At 41.4% G+C, this 20451-nt stretch carries 24 protein-coding genes; 9 read left to right on the forward strand and 15 right to left on the reverse strand.

The features are described from left to right. The first annotated feature begins 338 nt into the window (after positions 1–338). The 4 genes from H6G14_RS01835 to H6G14_RS01855 all read left to right on the forward strand — a co-directional run bounded on the left by H6G14_RS01835 (position 339) and on the right by H6G14_RS01855 (position 3265). Entirely contained in the window at positions 339–1010 is a 672-nt protein-coding gene (locus tag H6G14_RS01835; protein WP_190565461.1) for an HNH endonuclease family protein, read from the forward strand. Positions 1011–1056: 46 nt separating this feature from the next. Further along, the gene (locus H6G14_RS33460; protein ID WP_010999284.1) at positions 1057–1617 is read left to right on the forward strand and encodes a DUF433 domain-containing protein; all 561 of its coding nucleotides are present in this window, start codon (positions 1057–1059) and stop codon (positions 1615–1617) included. After that, the gene (locus tag H6G14_RS01850; RefSeq protein ID WP_190565462.1) at positions 1611–2078 is read left to right on the forward strand and encodes a DUF7689 domain-containing protein; all 468 of its coding nucleotides are present in this window, start codon (positions 1611–1613) and stop codon (positions 2076–2078) included. Before H6G14_RS33460 ends, H6G14_RS01850 begins: the two co-directional genes overlap by 7 nt. Before the next feature lie 155 nt (positions 2079–2233). Continuing rightward, the gene (locus tag H6G14_RS01855) at positions 2234–3265 is read left to right on the forward strand and encodes a cysteine hydrolase family protein (protein ID WP_190565463.1); all 1032 of its coding nucleotides are present in this window, start codon (positions 2234–2236) and stop codon (positions 3263–3265) included. A gap of 30 nt (positions 3266–3295) precedes the next feature. Here H6G14_RS01855 and H6G14_RS01860 read toward each other — a convergent pair whose 3' ends face one another. Beyond that, positions 3296–4183 carry a LysM peptidoglycan-binding domain-containing M23 family metallopeptidase gene (locus H6G14_RS01860; protein WP_190565464.1) on the reverse strand — a complete coding sequence of 296 codons (888 nt, stop codon included), beginning with the start codon at positions 4181–4183 and terminating at the stop codon, positions 3296–3298. Positions 4184–4398: 215 nt separating this feature from the next. Here H6G14_RS01860 and H6G14_RS01865 point away from each other — a divergent pair, with 215 nt between their 5' ends. Further along, positions 4399–5604, forward strand: a complete 1206-nt coding sequence (locus tag H6G14_RS01865) for an HhoA/HhoB/HtrA family serine endopeptidase (protein WP_190565465.1) — start codon at positions 4399–4401, stop codon at positions 5602–5604. 71 nt (positions 5605–5675) lie between these two features. Here H6G14_RS01865 and H6G14_RS01870 read toward each other — a convergent pair whose 3' ends face one another. The 3 genes from H6G14_RS01870 to ispD all read right to left on the reverse strand — a co-directional run bounded on the left by H6G14_RS01870 (position 5676) and on the right by ispD (position 7678). Then, on the reverse strand, positions 5676–6020 hold the full coding sequence (locus tag H6G14_RS01870) for a DUF760 domain-containing protein (protein ID WP_010999289.1): 345 nt from the start codon (positions 6018–6020) through the stop codon (positions 5676–5678). Between the two features lie 147 nt (positions 6021–6167). After that, entirely contained in the window at positions 6168–6701 is a 534-nt protein-coding gene (gene scpB / locus H6G14_RS01875) for an SMC-Scp complex subunit ScpB (RefSeq protein WP_190565466.1), read from the reverse strand. A 290-nt stretch (positions 6702–6991) separates the two neighbouring features. Then, complete coding sequence (gene ispD / locus H6G14_RS01880; RefSeq protein ID WP_190565467.1) at positions 6992–7678, reverse strand: 2-C-methyl-D-erythritol 4-phosphate cytidylyltransferase; 687 nt, start codon at positions 7676–7678, stop codon at positions 6992–6994. A 166-nt stretch (positions 7679–7844) separates the two neighbouring features. On the opposite strand from ispD, the gene H6G14_RS01885 reads away from it, so the two are divergent. After that, a complete protein-coding gene (locus H6G14_RS01885) occupies positions 7845–8804 on the forward strand; it encodes a glycosyltransferase family 9 protein (protein ID WP_190565468.1) in 960 nt (319 codons plus the stop codon). A gap of 141 nt (positions 8805–8945) precedes the next feature. Here H6G14_RS01885 and H6G14_RS01890 read toward each other — a convergent pair whose 3' ends face one another. The 9 genes from H6G14_RS01890 to H6G14_RS01930 form a co-directional block, all read right to left on the reverse strand. After that, a complete protein-coding gene (locus H6G14_RS01890) occupies positions 8946–9419 on the reverse strand; it encodes a CRR6 family NdhI maturation factor (protein ID WP_190565469.1) in 474 nt (157 codons plus the stop codon). Between the two features lie 174 nt (positions 9420–9593). After that, entirely contained in the window at positions 9594–9890 is a 297-nt protein-coding gene (locus H6G14_RS01895; protein WP_190565470.1) for a Mo-dependent nitrogenase C-terminal domain-containing protein, read from the reverse strand. Next, a complete protein-coding gene (locus tag H6G14_RS01900) occupies positions 9887–10324 on the reverse strand; it encodes a hypothetical protein (RefSeq protein WP_190565471.1) in 438 nt (145 codons plus the stop codon). Before H6G14_RS01900 ends, H6G14_RS01895 begins: the two co-directional genes overlap by 4 nt. 223 nt (positions 10325–10547) lie before the next feature. Next, the gene (locus tag H6G14_RS01905) at positions 10548–10922 is read right to left on the reverse strand and encodes a response regulator (protein ID WP_190565472.1); all 375 of its coding nucleotides are present in this window, start codon (positions 10920–10922) and stop codon (positions 10548–10550) included. A gap of 36 nt (positions 10923–10958) precedes the next feature. Further along, positions 10959–13844: a PAS domain S-box protein gene (locus H6G14_RS01910; RefSeq protein ID WP_190565473.1), complete on the reverse strand. Its 2886-nt coding sequence runs from the start codon at positions 13842–13844 to the stop codon at positions 10959–10961. Between the two features lie 32 nt (positions 13845–13876). Beyond that, positions 13877–15682, reverse strand: a complete 1806-nt coding sequence (locus H6G14_RS01915; protein ID WP_190565474.1) for a diguanylate cyclase — start codon at positions 15680–15682, stop codon at positions 13877–13879. A gap of 269 nt (positions 15683–15951) precedes the next feature. Next, positions 15952–16176, reverse strand: a complete 225-nt coding sequence (locus tag H6G14_RS01920) for a hypothetical protein (protein ID WP_190565475.1) — start codon at positions 16174–16176, stop codon at positions 15952–15954. Positions 16177–16322: 146 nt separating this feature from the next. Next, positions 16323–16724, reverse strand: coding sequence for a DUF760 domain-containing protein (locus H6G14_RS01925; RefSeq protein ID WP_190565476.1), 402 nt, complete (start codon positions 16722–16724; stop codon positions 16323–16325). Positions 16725–16887: 163 nt separating this feature from the next. Then, a complete protein-coding gene (locus tag H6G14_RS01930; protein ID WP_190565477.1) occupies positions 16888–17334 on the reverse strand; it encodes a TOBE domain-containing protein in 447 nt (148 codons plus the stop codon). Between the two features lie 98 nt (positions 17335–17432). On the opposite strand from H6G14_RS01930, the gene modA reads away from it, so the two are divergent. Further along, entirely contained in the window at positions 17433–18230 is a 798-nt protein-coding gene (gene modA / locus H6G14_RS01935) for a molybdate ABC transporter substrate-binding protein (protein WP_190565478.1), read from the forward strand. A gap of 66 nt (positions 18231–18296) precedes the next feature. Here modA and H6G14_RS01940 read toward each other — a convergent pair whose 3' ends face one another. Then, on the reverse strand, positions 18297–18485 hold the full coding sequence (locus tag H6G14_RS01940; protein ID WP_190565479.1) for a hypothetical protein: 189 nt from the start codon (positions 18483–18485) through the stop codon (positions 18297–18299). 242 nt (positions 18486–18727) lie between these two features. On the opposite strand from H6G14_RS01940, the gene H6G14_RS01945 reads away from it, so the two are divergent. Both H6G14_RS01945 and H6G14_RS01950 read left to right on the forward strand, forming a co-directional pair. Beyond that, positions 18728–19240, forward strand: a complete 513-nt coding sequence (locus H6G14_RS01945) for a hypothetical protein (protein WP_190565480.1) — start codon at positions 18728–18730, stop codon at positions 19238–19240. Between the two features lie 5 nt (positions 19241–19245). Continuing rightward, positions 19246–19524 carry a hypothetical protein gene (locus H6G14_RS01950; protein ID WP_190565481.1) on the forward strand — a complete coding sequence of 93 codons (279 nt, stop codon included), beginning with the start codon at positions 19246–19248 and terminating at the stop codon, positions 19522–19524. Positions 19525–19638: 114 nt separating this feature from the next. Here the strand turns inward: H6G14_RS01950 and H6G14_RS01955 are convergent, their stop codons facing one another. Next, positions 19639–20301, reverse strand: a complete 663-nt coding sequence (locus H6G14_RS01955) for a class I SAM-dependent methyltransferase (RefSeq protein WP_190565482.1) — start codon at positions 20299–20301, stop codon at positions 19639–19641. Between the last annotated feature and the right edge of the window lie 150 nt (positions 20302–20451).

Consider the following 20451-nt stretch of genomic DNA (forward strand, 5'->3'; position numbering starts at 1 on the left):
TGCAAAGGAACTTATTCACTTTAGTTTTGCGTGATTACATTGTAGAAAATCTTACCCATACTTGTGTTGCTTAGTACACATGAATGAAATTTTTTGTCAATGCGTAAGTCCTAGATATATTTAAATTTCCGCCCGGATTTGTTTTAGAAAGTTCTGATACTGAAGAAGCTAAAAAAGTATCTAAGACTATTTCTGATATAAAAAACGAGCAACAAGTTTTTATAGAAGTATCAGAACGAAGATGGCCATATCGAGAAGCAACTGCTTCCGATTGGCAACAAGAAAGGCTACAACGTTTAATAAAAGTATTAAGGCATACACTTTGTATACCACTATTATTGAGTTTTTATCATTGCCTTTCAGAAAAAGAATTTATAGAAGTCATAGACATTTTAGAGCGTTTTGCTTTTCGTTATATTACTATTGTAGGAGCGCACGCTGAAAAAATATCTACAATATATTATGACCATGCAAAGTTGATCAGACAAGCACCTCAGGATTATAAAATTTCCACTTTAAGAAGTGAACTAAAAGCTGTACAAGAGAAGTATGCTCCTGACGAAACTTTTGAATCTTTATTAATGCAAAAATTAAGCTATCAAGATAATTCTTCCAAAAAGATGATCATAAGACATTTTTTAACTACCTTGGAAGATCATACTGGCTGGTACTCTAATGGTGCAAATGGTAAACCAAAGCCAAACGAGATTAGCATTTTCGATTTGAGTAAAGTCACGATAGAGCATATATATCCACAAAACGTCAATAGTAATTTAATCTCAGAAGAGCTTGAACCGTGGAAGCATGACATTGGTAATTTATCTTTTTGGCCTGGACGCAACAATAGCACTGCAAGTAATAAGCTATTTGCTGATAAAAGAAATCTTTATGAGCTTTCCAATGTAACTTTAAATAGAGAACTTGCAAAATTGGACGACTGGAATATCCAGCAATTCCAACAAAGAAAAATTAAATTACTAAAAATGGCAAAAAAAATATTTACTGTTTAGAGATTAACTTGCTTATAAACAACCTTAACCAACATCATTCAAAAACATGACCAACTGGCACGAACATATTAATATTAATCCTCAAACTTGTCATGGTAAACCACACATTACAGGTACACAAGTAATGGTTTCAGTCATCCTTGATAACCTTGCGGAAGGATTGACATTTGAGGAAATAGTCAAAGATTATCCAGCACTAACATTAGAAAAAATCAAAGCTGCAATTGCTTATGCGGCACAACTGACGAAGACAGAAGAACTGCAAATATCGCATGAAAATAATTCTAATTTTTCTCAAAGCACCTCTAGTCAGGGAGAAATAGAATCAACTTTCATAACACTAGCCAAGCAATGGCGTGATGAAACTCGTGGTATATCATCTACTAATCAAATGTCAATGCACCCTGCTTATCAACAAATAATAGGAATGGGTGAAACTATCATACCTTTATTGTTAAGAGAGCTTGAGAGAAAATCTGGACGTTGGTTTTGGGCATTAAAATCTATTTCTAGAGAAGATCCTGTACCTTCGGAGTTTAGAGGAAACACAAAAGAAATGACTAGAGCTTGGCTGGAGTGGGGTAAGCAAAGGGGTTATGAGTGGTAGGTAATAACGCTTGGGATAACTATGTAAAAACTTTTATTGAACGTGATTATCCCAACTTAATTATCCACGGATACAAGTTAACGAGTCCAGATACAACTGAATATAACTGTGTTGCATGGGCAGGAGAAGATGATCAAACTTGGTGGTGGCCAGATGCTCAAAATCAAGAACATTGGCCGCCTGATGTTCCTAGAGAAGAAACTCTTGAGGCGTTTCAAGCAGCATTTCGGACACTTGGTTATGAAGTTTGCCAAGATGATAGTTTAGAACCAAGATTTCAAAAAATTTCAATATATATTAATTCCAGCAAAGTACCAACTCATGTTGCTAGGCAATTACCTGACGGTAAATGGACAAGCAAGCTTGGTCAAGATGAAGATATAGAGCATAATAATTTACAAGGTTTAACTGGCAATCCTGGTTATGGTGAAGTTGCTTGCATCATGAAAAGACCAATTTAATTTTTCTAGTAAATAATAAGAGCGAGTTCCGGTATATTACACGTTAGTGCAGTCTTATTTTCGAGAACCTAAATTAGTTTGACCTCCGGTTAGGTGTAGCTCATTGCTCATATCACTGGTTACAGTAGATTCAATAAAATAACCATAGATGTAATATGCCGCTACCTATACCCCCACACTTTAACTCAGCAAAAGTTGGCGAAGTTTGGCGCGTACCTTACCAAGAACGTGCAGCAGAAGCGGAAGCATGGGCAAAACAACACAACATCCAACCAGCAGCTTTTGATAAAACTCGTATTTGTTTATTGCTAATAGATGTGCAGAACACCTTTTGTATCCCAGAATTTGAATTATTTGTGGGTGGTAAATCCGGGACTGGTGCTGTAGATGATAATCGGAGAATATGTGAATTTATTTATCACAACTTAGGCCTAATCACAAAAATTATTCCTACCTTAGATACCCATACCGCCATGCAGATTTTTCATCCTATATTTTGGGTGAATGGGTTAGGCGAACATCCCACACCAGCAGCTACTAGTATTACTCTTACAGATATTGAGAAAGGGATTTGGAAAGTTAACCCAGATGTGGCTAACAGTATTACTCATGGGGATTATGAATTATTAGAAAAACACGCTTATCACTATGTAAAACAACTAAGTCAAGATGGGAAATATCCTTTGACTGTTTGGCCTTACCATTCTATGTTGGGTGGTATTGGTCATGCGTTAGTTTCTGCTGTGGAAGAAGCCATATTTTTTCATGGTATAGCTCGCCACAGTCAAACACAGTTTGAGATTAAGGGTGACAATCCTTTAACAGAAAATTATTCTGTGTTACGTCCAGAAGTATTAGTTGGTTTTGATGAAAATCCCCTAGCTGATAAAAATCAAAAATTAATTAAGCAACTTTTAGAATTTGATGCTGTGATTATTGCTGGACAAGCAAAAAGTCATTGCGTTGCTTGGACAATTGATGATTTATTAACAGAAATTCAACAAGTAGATACAGCCCTTGCTAAAAAAGTTTATTTACTAGAAGATGCTTCTTCTCCTGTTGTAGTTCCTGGTGTTGTAGATTATACAGAACAAGCGGATGCCGCATTTGCTAAGTTCCAAGCAGCAGGGATGCAAATTGTTAAATCTACTGAATATATTGAGAAATGGTTACAGAAAACTACTTAAACCAATCAAAAGGTCACCAACAGTCCGTGATTATGGTTTCAAATAGTCTTTAGGATTTTCTGCCACCCAACCTAGAGATGAACTAGCACGCACTTCAAAATGAAGATGGGGCTGTTTGGCTGTAGGTTGTCCTGTAGTGCCGACGGTGCCGAGTAACTGGCCTTGATTAACTTTTTGACCAACCTTAACATTGATGCTGCCAAGATGGGCGTAGCGGCTTTGGAGTCCGCCATTGTGGTTGATGATGACCAAATTGCCGTAAGTACCCTGCTCCTTAGCAAAGACTACCGTACCTGGTGCGATCGCCTCAACAGGAGTCCCCAATGCTGCCAATAAATCCACACCACTGTGGAAAAATACTTCACCCGTATTGGGGTTAATCTGCCAGCCATAAGGTAACCCTACCTCCACAGCCTGGGAAAAAGGATAGCCAGCTAACTGAGCAGAAGCCCTAGCGGTGGAAGGTCTAGGAGACTGGGTAAAAGAGCCATTAGGCGACCAATTCACCCCTGGAACAAACACAATTCTGGGATTTGCTTGACAGCCATTAATCTCAAATAAAGTATCAGGACGAACCTTATATCTCGTAGCTATCTGCCGCCAAGTTTGACCCTGAGGCACTTCCACAACCACCCCGTTGTAAGGAGGAATTTGTAATTCACTACCCACCGCCGGAGAAGAACCATCATGAATAGATGGATTCATCCCAATCAGCGTTTCTGGGCTGAGATTGTAGCGTTGAGCTATGGTTACTAACGTATCGCCACGAACCACTTTATGGCGCTTGAAGCGAGATAAAGCGGGAATTGGGCAACCCTCTACAGCAGCGTTAACCCTGCTCGCATTTGGGAGTATAGTCGTCAGTCCAATAGTGCTGACTAAACTACAGAGTAAAAGCAGACGGTAGGAAACAATCATGTTTACAAATTACGAGAGCCTTAACTTTAAATTTTAGTTTGGGAATTGGGGACTGGGGGAAGAACCAATTACCCATTGCCCATTAGCAATTACCAATTACCCATTACCCAATCCCCAAAAAAGCAACTCTATGTTAAATTTATCTGTCCAGTTAGGGGTTGCTTGACTACACTTAGAAATTAGCAACTGCATTGCTGTCCTTGAGCGTAGTCATTATGAATTTATCCCTAAAGCAACTGGCCGTTTATCTGTCTCTACTAGTAGTTGGTGGTAGTGCAGGTTTGTTAGGCAGTCGCTATCTCCTCCCACAAAATCGCTCGTTCCAACAACTCAAAAATGTCACAGTCGGTTTGCCTGCGGAATCTTTAGCGTCTAGTCCGGTCACAGGTTCTGCGGCAAATAATGGGGGGGATAATGTCAATTTTATTGCTAGCGCTGTGCAGAAAGTTGGCCCGGCTGTAGTACGAATTAATGCCACCCGTAAAGTTGCCAATCCTATCTCTGATGTTTTAAAAAATCCTCTATTGCGTCGATTTTTTGGTGAAGATGAACAGCCAATTCCCCAAGAGCGAATTGAGCGCGGTACAGGTTCGGGGTTTATTTTAAGCGAAAACGGGCAATTACTAACTAATGCCCATGTTGTAGCTGACACAGACACCGTACAAGTAACTCTTAAGGATGGCCGGACTTTTGAGGGGAAGGTACTGGGGGTTGACCCGATTACAGATGTAGCTGTTGTCAAAATCCCTGGAAGAAACTTGCCGACAGTGAACTTGGGGAATTCGCAAAACCTCATTCCCGGACAATGGGCGATCGCTATTGGCAATCCTCTCGGTTTAGATAATACTGTGACTATCGGCATTATCAGCGCTACCGACCGCACCAGCGCCCAAGTTGGAGTTCCCGATAAACGAGTCAGCTTTATTCAAACCGATGCAGCAATCAACCCCGGTAATTCTGGCGGGCCTTTATTAAACGCTCAAGGCGAAGTAATTGGCGTTAACACTGCTATTCGTGCAGATGCTCAAGGTCTTGGCTTTGCTATTCCTATAGAAACAGCCGCCCGTGTCGCTAATGAGCTTTTTACTAAGGGGAGTGTACAACATCCGTTTTTAGGGATTGAAATGACAGACTTGTCCCCCAGCAAAAAACAGCAAATAAATATTGACCACAAGTTAAATATTCGACAAGACACTGGGGTGGTAATTAAAAGTGTCTTGGATGATTCCCCAGCCAAAAAAGCAGGCTTGCTCCCTGGTGATGTGATTCAAAAAATTAACGGTAAAACATTAAAAACATCAGCCCAGGTACAAAAATTAGTGGAATCCAGCACAGTTGGAGATATCCTAGCCGTCGAAGTTAATCGCAGTGGTGAAATTCTCACCTTAAAGGTTCAGTCGGGAGTTTATCCCAACAGATAGCTAGTTGTCAGTGGTCAGATGTCAGTTGTGATTGCTTTTGCAACTGACTACTAGCTACTAAAAAATGACACTTAGCCATTAGACAAATGATCTAACTGCATCCTTTGTTCCATTTGGCGTAAGAAGTATCCAGTCATCATCGCCGATGCTAATAAACCCGCTAGATTTTCTTTGTCTGTAGTAATTTGGACATTGAAATTTTCTGCGGGAAGCATTCCCACTAACCCTTGGACGTTCTGGGAAATAATTTGTTTAATTTCCGGGCTGACGGATTGAGCTACACGGGCTAGAACTTCGGGAGACTGATGTTGTAGATACTTTAGTAACTGATTTGGGTGTTCCCCAAAATGGTCAGAAAGAATTTGGTTGGTGTGTTCTTCGGAGTTGTCGTTTAAGAAGTCAGGATCAAACACCATTGGCAATTTTTTTTAGCTTAGTTGCTAATTCTACTCTAAACCATAGTACAAGAGTAGTGCTTTAGATCAGTTGTCAGAGACGCGATTAATCGCGTCTGTACAATTGTGTGTTGTCGTTCTTCTTTAACTTCCCCTGCCTCCTGCTCCCTACTCCCCAGCGCCCACAGCTAAGTCTAATTCTAACTGCTGTTCTTTCTGGTCATTGTCGAAGGGTTGAGGAAGCTGCTCTATTTGGAAGTATTGATGAAATTTTGGTGTGACTTGGAGTGAATAGGAACGGGATTCATTATCTCGGCGCTTACGCACAAAACCGAGTTCAACTAGTTCTGGTACGTGTTGATATACACCGGAACCGCGTAGCTCAATCAAGTCGCTTTGCAGGATGGGACTATTGAGAGCGATCGCTGCTAATGTCCGCAATGCACCTAACCCCAATTCTACAGGAATCATTGTCTGCACTAAGTCTTGGAAGTCTGAACGTAGTTGCAAACTGTAACCATCTGTAGTTTCTACGACTTCCAAGGCGCTATCTCGGTGGGCGTAGCTGTCCATTAATTCAATGATGCCTTCCTCTACGGTAGCGCGATCGCACGCGGCATACTCGGCAATTTCACCGACCGATAGGGGTTTACCCTTTAAATAGAGAATCGCTTCTATCTTAGTTGCTGTGGCTGTATTCATTTAATCAAGAGTCATTAGTCAACCCCTTCGGGGAATTCAAAATTCAAAATTCAAAATTCAAAATTACAATCCCCATTAAATTTAGGGGCTTGTATCCTTTTTATTTTGGTTCATTAGTCATTAGTCAATGGTCATTAGTGTATGACGGTTGACCTTTGCCTAGTTTTACTCTAACGGTTAATTATGCTTCCCAATAAATGTGGGGGATTATACATATTTTTTGATTTTCAGTCAAGATGCTTACCCAAGTTCGTCAAAGCAGCAAAACACAAGACTTTTAGCAGCCTAAATTACGAATTGTCTCGACTGTTAAGAATAAATTCAGCGATCGCTAAATCTTGGGGAGTGGTTACTTTCAAATTTGTTTCCTCTCCTTCCACAATTTGCACTTCGATGCCGCACTTTTCAAATAAAGCCGCATCGTCAGTCACTTCCCAAGCTTGACGAACACCTTCAGCGTGGCACTGTTTCAACAATTCAACGTTAAAGCCTTGGGGGGTTTGTGCTGCCCAAAGATTGCGTCGGTCTGGTGTACTTTGAATTATGCCATTTTCATCCACAACTTTAATCGTATCTTTTACAGGGACAGCCGCAATCAAGCCGGAACAGTGACGAATTGCTTGAGCGCAAGAGTTAAGTAAATCCGGTGTCGCCAGACATCTAGCACCGTCATGAATTAAAACTTGCTCTGCGGCTGTTGGTAGCGCCTGTAAGCCGTTGTAAACCGATTCTTGCCTAGTGGAACCGCCTAAGATAAATTCCACTGGTTTAGTCAGCTGCAAGTTAGCAAGAATGGATTTAAAATCTGGCCAGTCAGTGGGTTGGGAAATAATACCAATCCAACTAATTTCACTGGCTGCTTGTGCAGCTAAAAGAGTCCAAGCAATAATAGGTTGCGATCGCACTTCTAACAGCAGCTTATTCCGGTCACAGCCCATTCTTTTGCCAATACCGGCGGCGGGAATTAGTAAATACACTGTCTTTTAATGCCAAACTAGGGAATGAGTACAGGGAAACTTGGCTACCTCCAATTCAAAATTATGAATTGAAAATGACTTAGTTTTGAATTTTGAATTTTGAATTTTGAATTTTGACTTTCCCGTATTCACCTAAAATAAGGAGCGATAAGCGTCAATAAATATTATGCGAGTAGTAGCCCTTGTACCTGGCGGAATTGGCGATCAAATTCTGTTCTTTCCGACTCTAGACGATCTGAAGCGCTATTACCCAAACGCTCAGTTAGATGTTGTAGTGGAACCCCGGTCAAAGGCTGCCTACCGGGTGAGCAAGTCAGTAAACGATATACTGACCTTCGATTACAAAGACCGTAACAGCCTAGCAGATTGGGGAAATCTCGTAGGCACAATTCGTGATCGTGAGTATGATGTGGCGATCGCTGTTGGACAAAGCTGGTTAGTGGGTTTATTCCTCTGGTTAACAGGAATCCCCACCCGTATCGGCTACCAAGGTAAAGGTGCATCATTTCTGACCAAAACTGTACCCTTCAAACCATCCCAATACGCGGCGGCGGTTTACCACGATTTGCTGGCACCCTTCGGCATCACAACCCCTACTCCAGAGTTAGCGGTAAATGTGCCAAAACCAGATATTGACTGGGCAAATAGCGAACAAAAACGTCTTGGGGTTAGTCAAACAGGTTATGTTTTGATTTATGGCGGCTCTAGCTGGGCATCTCAGCCTCAAGCTTTGGATTCAATTTATCCCGTGGAAAACTGGCAGGAAATCATTCAAGACTTTCGACAAAAGCAGCCAGATTTGCCTATTGTAGTCATACAAGGCCCAGATGATGAGCAATTTGTGCGATCGCTCCGAGATTATTCTTTAGATATCAAGGTGACTTCCCCTGATAATGTCGGTAAACTAACGGCGATGATTGCTGGAGCTAACTTAATGCTAACTACCGATAGTGCGCCACTGCACTTAAGTGTGGCAGTACAAACCTATACTATTGCTCTATTTGGTTCCACAGATCCCGTCAAGTTATTACCAAATAGCGACAAACTTCTGGGCATTAAATCTCCCACAGGTAGGGTGGCAGATATTTTACCCAAAGCTGTATTAGAAAAAGTTTGGGGAGGTTGATCGGAGGCAGGGGGCAGGGGAGGCAGGGGGAGAACTGACTGCAAGATTTTCGCCCAATCCCCAGTCCAAGGCAAAAGTAAAAAGGTAAAAGTCAAAAGAAAAAATCTTTTATCTTTTTACTTTTTACTTTTTTGTCCCCAACTAAAACATTTCAAAAAACCCATCTTCTAATTCGTAACCCAGCATTTGCGCCATAGACTTAAGACGCGATTGCGAGGGTATTTTTTGTTGTTTTAACCAGTCACTTAAAACAAAAATCTTGTGCATCAAAAAGATTTCTAAAGCTTCTGGGTTGTACTGGATGCCTTCTTTCGCACTGAATTGGTGCGGTACAAGCATAGCGGTATAACGCCCCAGTTCACCAGTTTTCCAATCTAGTAAAAATGGCAACCAAGGATACTTGGCATCCAGACGCACAAACCACAGCCTTAATTCAGGAATTTCTGACAATTCGCGGGGATCGCCAGGCTCTAGAGTGTATTCGATAGCAAAACTTAACTGCTGTTCGTGGGAAGCAATATTTCCCTCTTGCAGCAGTTGGTTGATTACCTGATGTGCAGGTGATAAATCGAGAGTATTAACAGTGTCTGTATTGAGGGCGATCGTAATTGTCATGGACTCATCAGCTACTTGTTTAAGCTCAGTAGTAAGTATGCTTGAGAATCCACAGTACCAGCTTTCTGCTGTCGGCGCTATATTTTGTGACTGCGGAGCCAGTAAAGCCTCAAAAGTGAGAAGTATTAAGTGTTGAGTTGTGAGTCCTGGGCAAGATATTCTGCTTCCTGCTTCCTAACAGAACTGTGTTACATCTTCACCACATTCGTCTGCTAAGTACATCAAGGCTTTAAAGCGAATTTCTATTAGCTGTTCGTAGAAAGGATTGAGTTTACATAAAGGGGGGATATGAACTAGGATGCGATCGCCCCACTTAAATTCTCGTTCAAATGGACAACTGGCTGGAATAACTGTACACAGCCATCGTGCTAACCGGTGATTTTCGATTTTTAGAGATTCCAGCCATTGACGGATCGGCTGTAGGAGAAGATTTACAACAAAGACGAAGCTGAAGGTGATACTAGACATCATGTTGTGAGTGAGTGAATTTGTTGGGGAGTTAAAAGGATTTTTTCTAGCAAGAGACGGTCAGTTTTAGCAGTATCTTTCATAATTGTTGCTTTGGCATTTTCAGTCAGCAATATTTTGCCATCAGCAGTAAAACTAAATTCTCCACCAGGCATAAAACCTTTTTGGACAAGTTTTTTTAAAGCAAATCTAGTGACTGATTCTAGTAATTGCTTATAAGGTCTCCAATCAGCTAAATGATCTAAAATCCAGTGGAATGTTTCCGAATGAGATATTGATAATTCTAAGATCGCTGCTGTGAGACATGATTCTATATAGTCCGGAGCTAAATGCTGATCTAATTCAGTTACCCAAGTTTCAATTAGTTTTTTATCCTGAAACCTTAAGATATAAATTGCTCTATCGAGATGAAATTGGAATAATTCTAAATCTTTCATTTTTTTTTAAATGGTAATAAAAAACGATTAATTAAATTATTTTATCGGTGGGAAATAATTGCTTGCATTTAATGTTCAAGTACCAATCTAAGTAATAGGTATTTATTTATTACCCCATAAGTAAAATTACTGTTAAACTGTTACCTTCTTTGTTGCTTCTAACTTTAAACATCAAAAATGCAGAACTTGTGGAGATACGTCTAAAGTTAGAGATTTTTTTAATTTACCAATTTAAAGCTGCGGTAACTTGAGCAGGCAACTTCATCGCCTTGAAGGGCTTGGTAATAATAGCTTGTATTCCTAGCTCTGCAAATCGTCTCTGTTCGGCGGTTTGGGTCTTTGCTGTCAGCAAAATAACAGGAATGGACTGAGTAACTGGATTAGCTTGTAGGGCTTGAAAAGTGGCGATTCCGTCCATGTCGGGCATCATCACATCTAAAAGAATTACGTCTGGTTGTTCAGCCGCCGCTTTAGCCACTCCCTCACTACCAGAAGCAGCAGTTGAGACTTGCCAACCACCCACTGCTTTTAAAGAGAGTTCAGCCACTGCGCGGATATCATATTCATCATCAATGATGAGAATGCGTTTCGTATCCATCTGATTCAAGATTCATAATTCAGCACTTTCTTTAGCCTAATTGCAAATCATTCTGTTGAGTAAGGTAATGATGCGCTGCTCAAATTCTTGGGGGTTAATGCGTCCTTTAGTGAGAAACAATGTTTGCCCTAATTTTAATCTTTGGCGATCGCTCTCATCTAAATCGCGGGCTGTGTAAACTACTAAAGGTACATGATACAAACGCTGATACTGCCGTAACCAGTCCACCACGGCGAAACCATCGCATTCGGGTAATCCCAAATCTAGTACCAAGAAGTCAGGAATGATATTTTGACTAATTTGAATGGCTTCTCGTCCTGTTTGAGCATAGAAGGTAGAAATGCCGTGACGATTGAACATAGCAATCAATACTTGTGCTAAATCTGGGTCATCTTCTACAACTAGCACTTTGATGACTTGTTGCTTGGTGGTAGCTTTTTCTAAAGCTTGGCATAACAACTTCACATCGGGAGGTTTGATAATCCAATCACTAACATCATGGGGAAGTTCTTGATTATGATCAGGTGTGACGCCACTAAGAATAATTACGGGAACGTTTTTAGTTTCTGGCTGCTGTTTGAGAAGTGCTAATGTTTCCCAACCATCCATCTCTGGCATCATGAGATTGAGAATAATTGCATCAGGTTGGTTGACTTTCGCCTTTTCTATGGCTTCCTTTCCTGATGCTACGGTCATGACTCGATAACCTTGCTTTTCGAGGATGACTTGCACAACAGCCCGCACGGAAAGATCATCATCGCAATGCAGTATCAGAGGAGAGATTGAGTCAGCGAGGTGCTGAAGTGGGGCGTGGGAAAGATGCAGAAACTCTTCTTCTTGATTCTGTTCTTCTGGAAAAATTGGCAAGGTAAAAGAGAAGGTACTACCCTCGCCCAAAGTGCTTTCAGCCCAGATTTGTCCTCCATGATGCTGCAAAATGCTGCGACAGATAGCCAAGCCTAAACCTGTGCCACCTTTTTGACGGGAGTCGGAGGCATCAACTTGTCCAAAACGCTCAAAGATAGATTCCAGTTTATCAGCCGGAATACCCCGACCCTGGTCTTTGACTGCAAACAGAATAATAGGGGTATGGGGGTATAGGGGTATAGGGGTTTGGGATTTTTCTAATTCCCCTTTTTCGGGAATTTTAGCAGTCACCCAAACTGTAGCTCCAGCAGGGGAAAATTTAATGGCATTGCTGATAAGGTTAGTAAATACTTGGATGATGCGATCGGGATCTGCCCAGAGGTGAGCAGATAGGGGTGACATTGATAATTTTATTCCCCCTTGCTCTGCTAATTCCTCCATCACTTCTGCTGATTGGGTCATTAAGTCGGCAGCATTGCAAGCTTGGGGGGTAATTTGGATTTTTCCCGACTCAATGCGTTCAATATCTAGGATGTCGTTGATCAGACGCACCAATCTATCAGTATTATTAGCGGCAATGTTGAGCATCCGTTGGGCATCTTCGGAACCTGCCGGTACAACTTTGCTAGCTAATAAGTCTAAAGCGCCAGAAATGGAAGTTAGAGGGGTGCGTAATTCGTGACTGACTACGGAGACAAATTCATCTTTGAGACGTTCGACTTCGCGGCGATCGCTAATATCTTTCATGAAGCAATAATGGCCTATACATTCTTGCTGTTGGTTATAGGCTTTGACCATCACTACTTGTTTATAAAAAGCTGAACCATCTTTACGCATGGCTCTAGCTTCCATTTCTACCTTGCCACTTTTCAGCATTTGGCGATAGGCAGCCATCATTTTTTCTTGGTCATCTGGATGAACAGTTAATGTCCACTCCATACCAATCATCTCTTCTGGTGTGTAGCCAGTGATCTGGGCGTAGGCGGGATTGACTTTGATGTAACGCCCCTGAGTATCTAACTGAGAGATACCTTCCACAGCACTTTCCAAGGCTTGGCTGAGGTGCAGCAGTTCTTCTTCGGCTCGTTTGCGATCGTTAATGTCCGTCATTGTGCCAATGTATCCTGTCACCTCTCCATTACTTCCTCTTTCGGGGATTGCTTGGGAGATTACCCAGTTAATGACGTTATTGGGATGGCGAAAACGATACTCTGCTTTAAACGGTAAATTTTGCTTTATGGCTTGATTCCATTCCCTCACAATACGCAGGCGATCGTCTGGATGCAAGGATTGTATCCAGCCTTCACCCAATATGTCTTCGAGGGGTGAACCAATTAAATTGCAAGCTCTTTCATTAGCAAAAATGCACCGTCCAGAAGCATCATTACGAAAAATGCCTACTGGTGCGGTTTGCGCCAGGGTGGCGTAACGATATTCACTTTCTCGTAGAGCTGCTTCTGCCAATTTGCGTGCAGTAATATCACTACCAATACCCAGAAAACCAGTAATATTTTTCTCTGCATCATACAAAGGTGTAACAGATAGCAGCACTGGGAAACGCGAACCATCTTTACGAATGTAAGTCCATTCCCGTTCTTCCACCTGTCCCAGTCGTGCTTTAGCCACAAAAGCCTCAAATCCAGGTGCAATGGTTACCCCTAATTCTTGAGATAGTTCTTGTGCCACTTTCACGACTTCATTTTTATCGTGGATTATCTCTGGGGTTTTTTTACCAATCACTTCTTCGGCGGTGTATCCTAGCCATCGCTGTGCAGCCGCATTAAAGGTCAGAATTATGCCGTCTGGTGTGGTGGAAATAATTGTGTAATTGGCACTGTTTAAAATTGCCTGTTGCAATTTTTGATTTGTTACTTCTAACTGTACCTTGGGAGGAAATTTCCCAGCTTTTGCAATTAGTTTCACACATATAAATACTGTGTACAGAAAAACGATCGCTGTAATCGTTGTGATGATTCCAGATAACCAATCATGAGGATGCCAATCAGGGACTGAGATCAAAAATGTATATAAAATAATCCGGACATATATTCCCATCCTTCCCTACTCCCTACTCCCTGCGGCCTAATTCAACTACTCAACACCCGATTTCTCCCAGCCGCCTTTGCTTGGTTAAGAACTATGTCAGCTGCTTGATATAGCGCTTCCAGTTTGTCGCCGTCTTGGGGATATTCCACCACTGCGGCGCTAAAGGTGGCATGGAATGATTGATTGCTGGTAGTAATAAATTCAATTTGCTGGAAAGTTGTCAGTAATTCCCCTAATCGCCTTACCCCTTCACTTTTGGTTATTCCTGCCATTCCTAAGATAAACTCCGCACCTCCCCAGCGTCCGACAACATCTTGACTATGGAACATCTGCCTTAACAATTCGCCCAGTTGAGATAAGACGCGATCGCCTATTTCATGACCATAGTTATAATTAATTTGCTTGAGTCCATCCAGTTTTACAACAGCGAAACTCAGGGTTTGCTGGTGAGTATGACACCAATGAAGGTAATGGTTTAATTCCTGGGTGGATTTACGGCGATTAGCTACCAATGTCAGCGTATCTATTTCTGCTAAATTCCCTAACCTCGCTGCCAAAAATCCCTGGGGATGGGCGAGGGTATAGACGTTGATTCCCCAAGCACTGAGTAAAGTCTGGAGTGCAGTTAATATTTCCGGATCATCATCTACAATCATCACTCTGGCCTGTGTTAATTGCCCAGAGGCGATCGCCTCTGAACCCTGACTCCTGCTCTCCCTGACTAATTCCTGGTCTTTGTCAATCACTAGCACCAAAGGGCGATCATCCGCTTTTGCATCCACTACTGATAGTTGTGTTTTATACCCAAATTTTAAATTTTCTAATTCTTGGTGCAATGCCTCAACTACTTGCCCCAAATGCTTCCGTCCAGAAGCTTTCAGCTTTTTGCCATTATCTAATAAAGATTCTATTTCTTGAGCTATCTGGGAACCTTCATCAGAGCCGAACATTCCCAAAGAACCAGCTAATTTGTGAGCTTCCACCTTAGCTTTTGACAGTATTTCCTCACTAACTTTGTTCTGTAGCAGTTTATGAGAAGCTTGTTCAATTACGGCTACACGCTGTTCTATTTTCTCTACTACATCTTCCCAGACTTTTCTTACCTCATTCTCGACCGGATTGGCGATCGCACCTGCGGCTTTTTCAATATTTAATTCTTCTTCTTTTCCTGACTGCACAGGTTTGAGCCGATACCCAATCCCATAAACAGTATCAATAGGATCTTCAACAACTCCAGCTGCTTTCAGCTTTTGTCTCAATCCTTTGATATGGGAGCGCACTGTATCTTCTGTGGGTGGTTCTTCAAATGACCACAATTGGTCTATTAAAGCACTACAACTAAAAATGCGGTGACTGTTGCGGAGAAACAATTCTAACAAACCGTATTCTTTGGGAGTTAAATGTAAGAGTTTTCCGTCACAGACGACTTCACAAGTACTCGGATCAAGCCGGAGGTTATTCCACTCCAACAGAGGCGGTAAAGCTGAACCACCCCGACGCAATAAAGCCCGAATTCTAGCTAATAACTCTTGAAAATCAAAAGGTTTTGCTACATAGTCATCTGCTCCAGCATCCAAGCCTGTAACTTTTGTAATGCTTGTATCTTGAGAGGTTAACAAGAGAACAGGTGTTTGATTACCACTAGACCGTAACTGCCGACAGAAACTAATTCCATCGAGCTTAGGCAATACTAAATCTAACAGAATCAAGTCATAACTATATGACTCCGCAAAATCCCAGCCTTCTTGTCCATCTTTGGCGAAATCAACAGTATAATGCTGACTTGTTAGCGATTTAACAAGTAATTCGCCAATCAGTTCGTCATCTTCTACTAATAAAATTCTCATGGCGGTAAATCACCGCAATTACGACTTATTATTAACTGCAAAAAATAAATAATTGGATACAAAATCTGCTTGAAAATTACACTCTAAGGCTAACTTATATCAAAGCAGCAATTTTGCCTGTCTTCGTAAATGTAAACATTTAATTTATGATCACCATGATTAATAAACTACTGGTAGCACATCATCACCGATTTCTAAGTATATTTTAGTTTCAATGAATGAGCTATTTACACCTCTATAACCTTGTCCAAACACTTTATTTTTCGTCTTCATGGGTAAGTCCTCAAATATAGCTGTTGACGGTTGAATGTGAGGCAGTCGCAGTCTTCTCTACGTTCGCGGAGCGTGTCAAAGACAGACGCTACGAGTCCACGAATTGCCCCATAGGGGAGGCGCTTTGCGTCGATTTGTCCTAATTTATAGCCGTAGCCAGATAGATTAGGACAACAAGCTAAGATCAAACGCTGACAATACAAGGTTTTCAAGTCTGTCAACCGTCAACCGTCAACCGTCAACAGCTATATCTGGCTATGGCTATAGTACGGAACATTTTCGCTGCCAAAAATGTAACCTTTTTATTATCAATTAGTCTCAACAACTTAATTAATAATAAAAAGGCTCCAAGACAACTGTTACTCGATTAATTTTCCTGGTTTTGTTCTTGCAACTCTTCATTTACAGGAGTTTCGCCTGTTAAGTAAAGATGAGTTACAGTTTCATCACCTAGAGGGAAAAATGATTTTTCTAACTCCAGTCGCTGTTCAACATTACGCAAGAAATACCCATCTACCATTGCAGCACCTAAAAGCTGACTCAACTCTTCGCGGCTGGTAGTAATATTTGTGTTAAATTGCTCATGAGGTAAGTTACCCAAAGTCGCCACAACAGCACGCTGAATTAATTGCAGGACTTCTCTTGAACCAGGCTTAGATAACTGGGTAACAGTTTGAGGACTCATTGATTGTACATATTCCCACAGCCCACTCTTGTTGAGTGCTTCACTAGCAAAATCATCTGGATTACGATGGGAATTTTCACTCATGGTCACTATCTCAAATGTTGCTCAACTATCAACTAATTTAGCAATTTAGTTCTTATCTTCTAGTTCGCATAACCGAACTTTTAAAGACAGGTTATCCTCCTATATAAAAAGTGAATTATGAGAGATGAGTTAAGATATTTTCTCCTAACTTCTGTTTCTTTAGCTAATCTCTGGCTATAACGATATCGTTAGATTTAATCACAGCATAAGCTTCTGCACCCTCGGTTAGTTCTAATTCCTCAGCTGACATCCGGGTGATAATCGAGGTTAGCTCAACTCGATGAACGATTTCTAATGTCACTTCGCTGTTAACAGAACCAACGACAACTTTTTTGATGACTCCTTTGAGAATATTACGGGAACTAACCTTAAAAGGTCTTTTGGCGCTAATAACTTCCAACTCAGATATTTCATTCGCCTCTGGTTCTATTTTGAGCGCCTGTTTGGTTGGTATTGATTTAGCTGTCGGAGCAGGCTGGTTGAGTCCGCGCACAAGTTCCCGTAAAATCTCAGTTTTGGTACGCTGAGATTGCTGACAAAACTCTTCGAGAATCTTGCGTTCCTCTTCTGATGTTTGAAAAGTGATCCATCCTTGTTCTTTTCTTGGCATAATGTTACCAATTAGGTTGGTAAATATCGAAATTATCTAAGTACGATCCTACCAAGCCTCTATCCCTTGAAGCCGAGTCTATTTAAACACGATTTTCTATGAAAAGAAGAGACATTCTCACCTTTGTTGGTACAGTACTTGCTGGCTGGGTTTTGGCAGTCGGTTTACCATTGTTTACACCTGCTCCAGTTGTAGCGCAATCAGATGTTAATTTGCTTGTGTCTGCGGCAGCAAGCTTGAAAGACGCACTGGAAGAGATTAAACCCCTGTATCAACAGAGTAAACCAAATGTCAACATTAGCTATAATTTTGGTGCATCTGGCGCTTTGCAGCAGCAAATTGAAAACGGTGCGCCAGCAGATATTTTTATTTCAGCAGCTAAAAGACAAGTAGATGCTTTAGAGCAGAAAAGCCTCCTCGTTCCAGGTACACGAGGCATTTTAGCGAAAAATCGCCTGGTTTTAGTTGTGCCGAAGAATACCACTGGTGTTACCAGCTTCTTTAATTTAAAAGATGCCCAAATTAAGCGAATTGCTATTGGTGAACCTAGAAGTGTACCGGCTGGACAATATGCGGAACAGGTTTTGGAGAGGTTAAAACTGTTGCCCGGTGTCAAGTCGAAATTAGTTTACGCTAATAATGTGCGTCAAGTTTTAGCTTCTGTAGAAAGTGGCAATGCTGATGCAGGTTTGGTTTACGCCACTGATGCCAAAATTTCCGACAAAGTGAAAGTTGTAGTTGCGGCTGACGAAAAATACCACTCTGCCATTATTTATCCCTTAGCTGTAGTGAAAAGTAGCAGAAATGTTAATGCAGCGAAGGAATTTACCCAATACTTAACTACTAGTAGTCAAGTGAAAGCTGTATTAAGGAAATATGGGTTTATTTTGCCTTAAAGGTCATTAGTCAGTTGTCATTTGTCAGTTGCTTCTCTCTTCCCTTACGGGCATCTTTGCCACTAACTACTGACCCTTACGGGTACTCTCCGAGAACCCCTCCGGGGAACGGCAGTTGCTACAAGTCGGGGAACCCGACGACAGTCGCTTCAAGTCGGCAAAGCCGCCCACAGCGCTGTCTCCCCAACGCACTGCCTCAACACTGACAAAACTCCATCCCTTTATGGGTGGGGTTTTTATTTGGCGCAACTTCATAGAATTCCTAGACTGGCGACAAACAAGAAAATCAAGAGTTGCGGTAGGGGGGATAGCTACATTTTTTCAGTATATTTTCTTGCTTTTATGGAATTTGTTTAAGTATTTAAACTGTAGTGTATTTTTAATAATTTTCGTTAAATGTCTTATCTGTCGTTGCACCTGGATTTTAATGCTGAGAAAATATTTATTTGTGAGTGCATTATAAATCACTCTCGAAAATTTTATCAGGAAGAGTATCTATGAAATTTAAGTCAGCATCTGTAGGTATTGGTTTAAGCGTTCTCAGCAATTTGTTTTATATCAGTGCTTTATCAACTCCCTTAGTTAATTCGCAACGAGTTTTGGCTCAAGACGCGGCTGCTTCCTGTCCTCTCCCACCAGAGATTGCTGTTACTTTCCTTGATTCTAAATGTCAGGCAGTCAAACTAGAACGTCCGCAAAGATTTTATCGCTACTATAGTAGTAGTACTAATAAATATGGTAGGTATTTAACCACTAATCGATATAAAACAAATATAGAAGTTATCAGGAATTTAGCGCTGAATCAAGAATGGGGCAATCAGGCAACTACAATTCTTAAAGTCACTGTGCCTGCTGGAACAACGGTATATCAAGGCATTGTTGCCCCTCAAACTCCTGCTCAGTGCTACCCAGGGGGTGGTCAGCAGACCTTTATTCAAGATACCAGAGATCCTAATATCAAGTGGAATGACGTAGGAAATCTCAAGATAGAAGCATTTAGTTGCCCATAAAATTTATGGAAATAAAAACCGAAAAGTTTCTCCATCTGATAGACCAAGCACTGAAGATTGCAGAACAGATGCGTACTGAACTAGCTCATTCAGAACGTTTGAATAATGTGATTACCGTCCTGCAATCTCTGAGAAATCAGGCATTAGCTGGGCAACTTGAACCATCAACAGGAACCTCAACTCTGGGGTTGGCTCGTGAAGTGGCTGATTGGGTGGAACCTTTAGATTCGCCGTTATTAAAAGCTGTGGGTGCAATTGAGGCATTTTACCAAAATAACCTCTGAGTAACCATCATGAAATTTGTCAGCATCCCTTGTTTGGACTTGTACATTTTTTAGTGTTAGCTGTTGACAGTTGATGGTTGATGGTTAACCGTCAACTGTTAACAAAACATACAATTAATTTTTCCGTACTAAAGTTAATCCGTCGCCGATGGGAATTAAACTTAAGGTGATGCGCTGGTCTTGTAATAGCTTGTGGTTGAAGGCGCGGATTTTTTTGGTGCGATTATCTTGAATTTCGGGATCGGCAACTTTACCAGACCAGAGAACATTATCGATCGCTATCACACCTCCTGAACGAATTAATTGCAGCGATCGCTCATAATAATTGTCATAGTTGCTCTTATCTGCGTCAATAAACGCAAAATCAAAGGTTTCGGCTTCACCTGCTACTAGTAACTTATCCAATGTTTCCAAAGCTGGGGCAAGATGGAGGTCAATTTTGTGGTCTACTCCAGCTTTTTGCCAATAACGTCGGGCGATCGCTGTAAACTCTTCATTAACATCGCAAGCTACCAGTTTTCCTTCCGCAGGTAGAGCTAGTGCCACAATCAAGGAACTATAGCCTGTAAATACCCCCACTTCTAGAGTTTTTTTTGCCCCTAGTAACTGCACCAATAACGCCATAAATTGTCCCTGTTCTGGAGCAATTTGCATTCTTCCCATAGGTTGCAAGGCTGTTTCTTGTCGTAGCTCAGTGAGTATTTCCGGTTCCCGCAAAGAAACAGATAGTAAATAATCATATAAATTTGGGGCCATTCCCAGAGTGCGAGTCGTCATAAGATTAATTTGTAAATTTGTCAAAATTCGTCTTGAAAAGTTGAGCCACTGCGTTGGTGAGGCAGTTCCTTGGCTTGTAGCAAATTGCGTTCCTACGGGGGGAAACTCGCCTACAGCAATGGATTCACCGCCTACAGAACTTTCCGCAAA

This window comes from Nostoc parmelioides FACHB-3921 (assembly GCF_014696625.1).
Taxonomy (GTDB): domain Bacteria; phylum Cyanobacteriota; class Cyanobacteriia; order Cyanobacteriales; family Nostocaceae; genus Trichormus; species Trichormus parmelioides.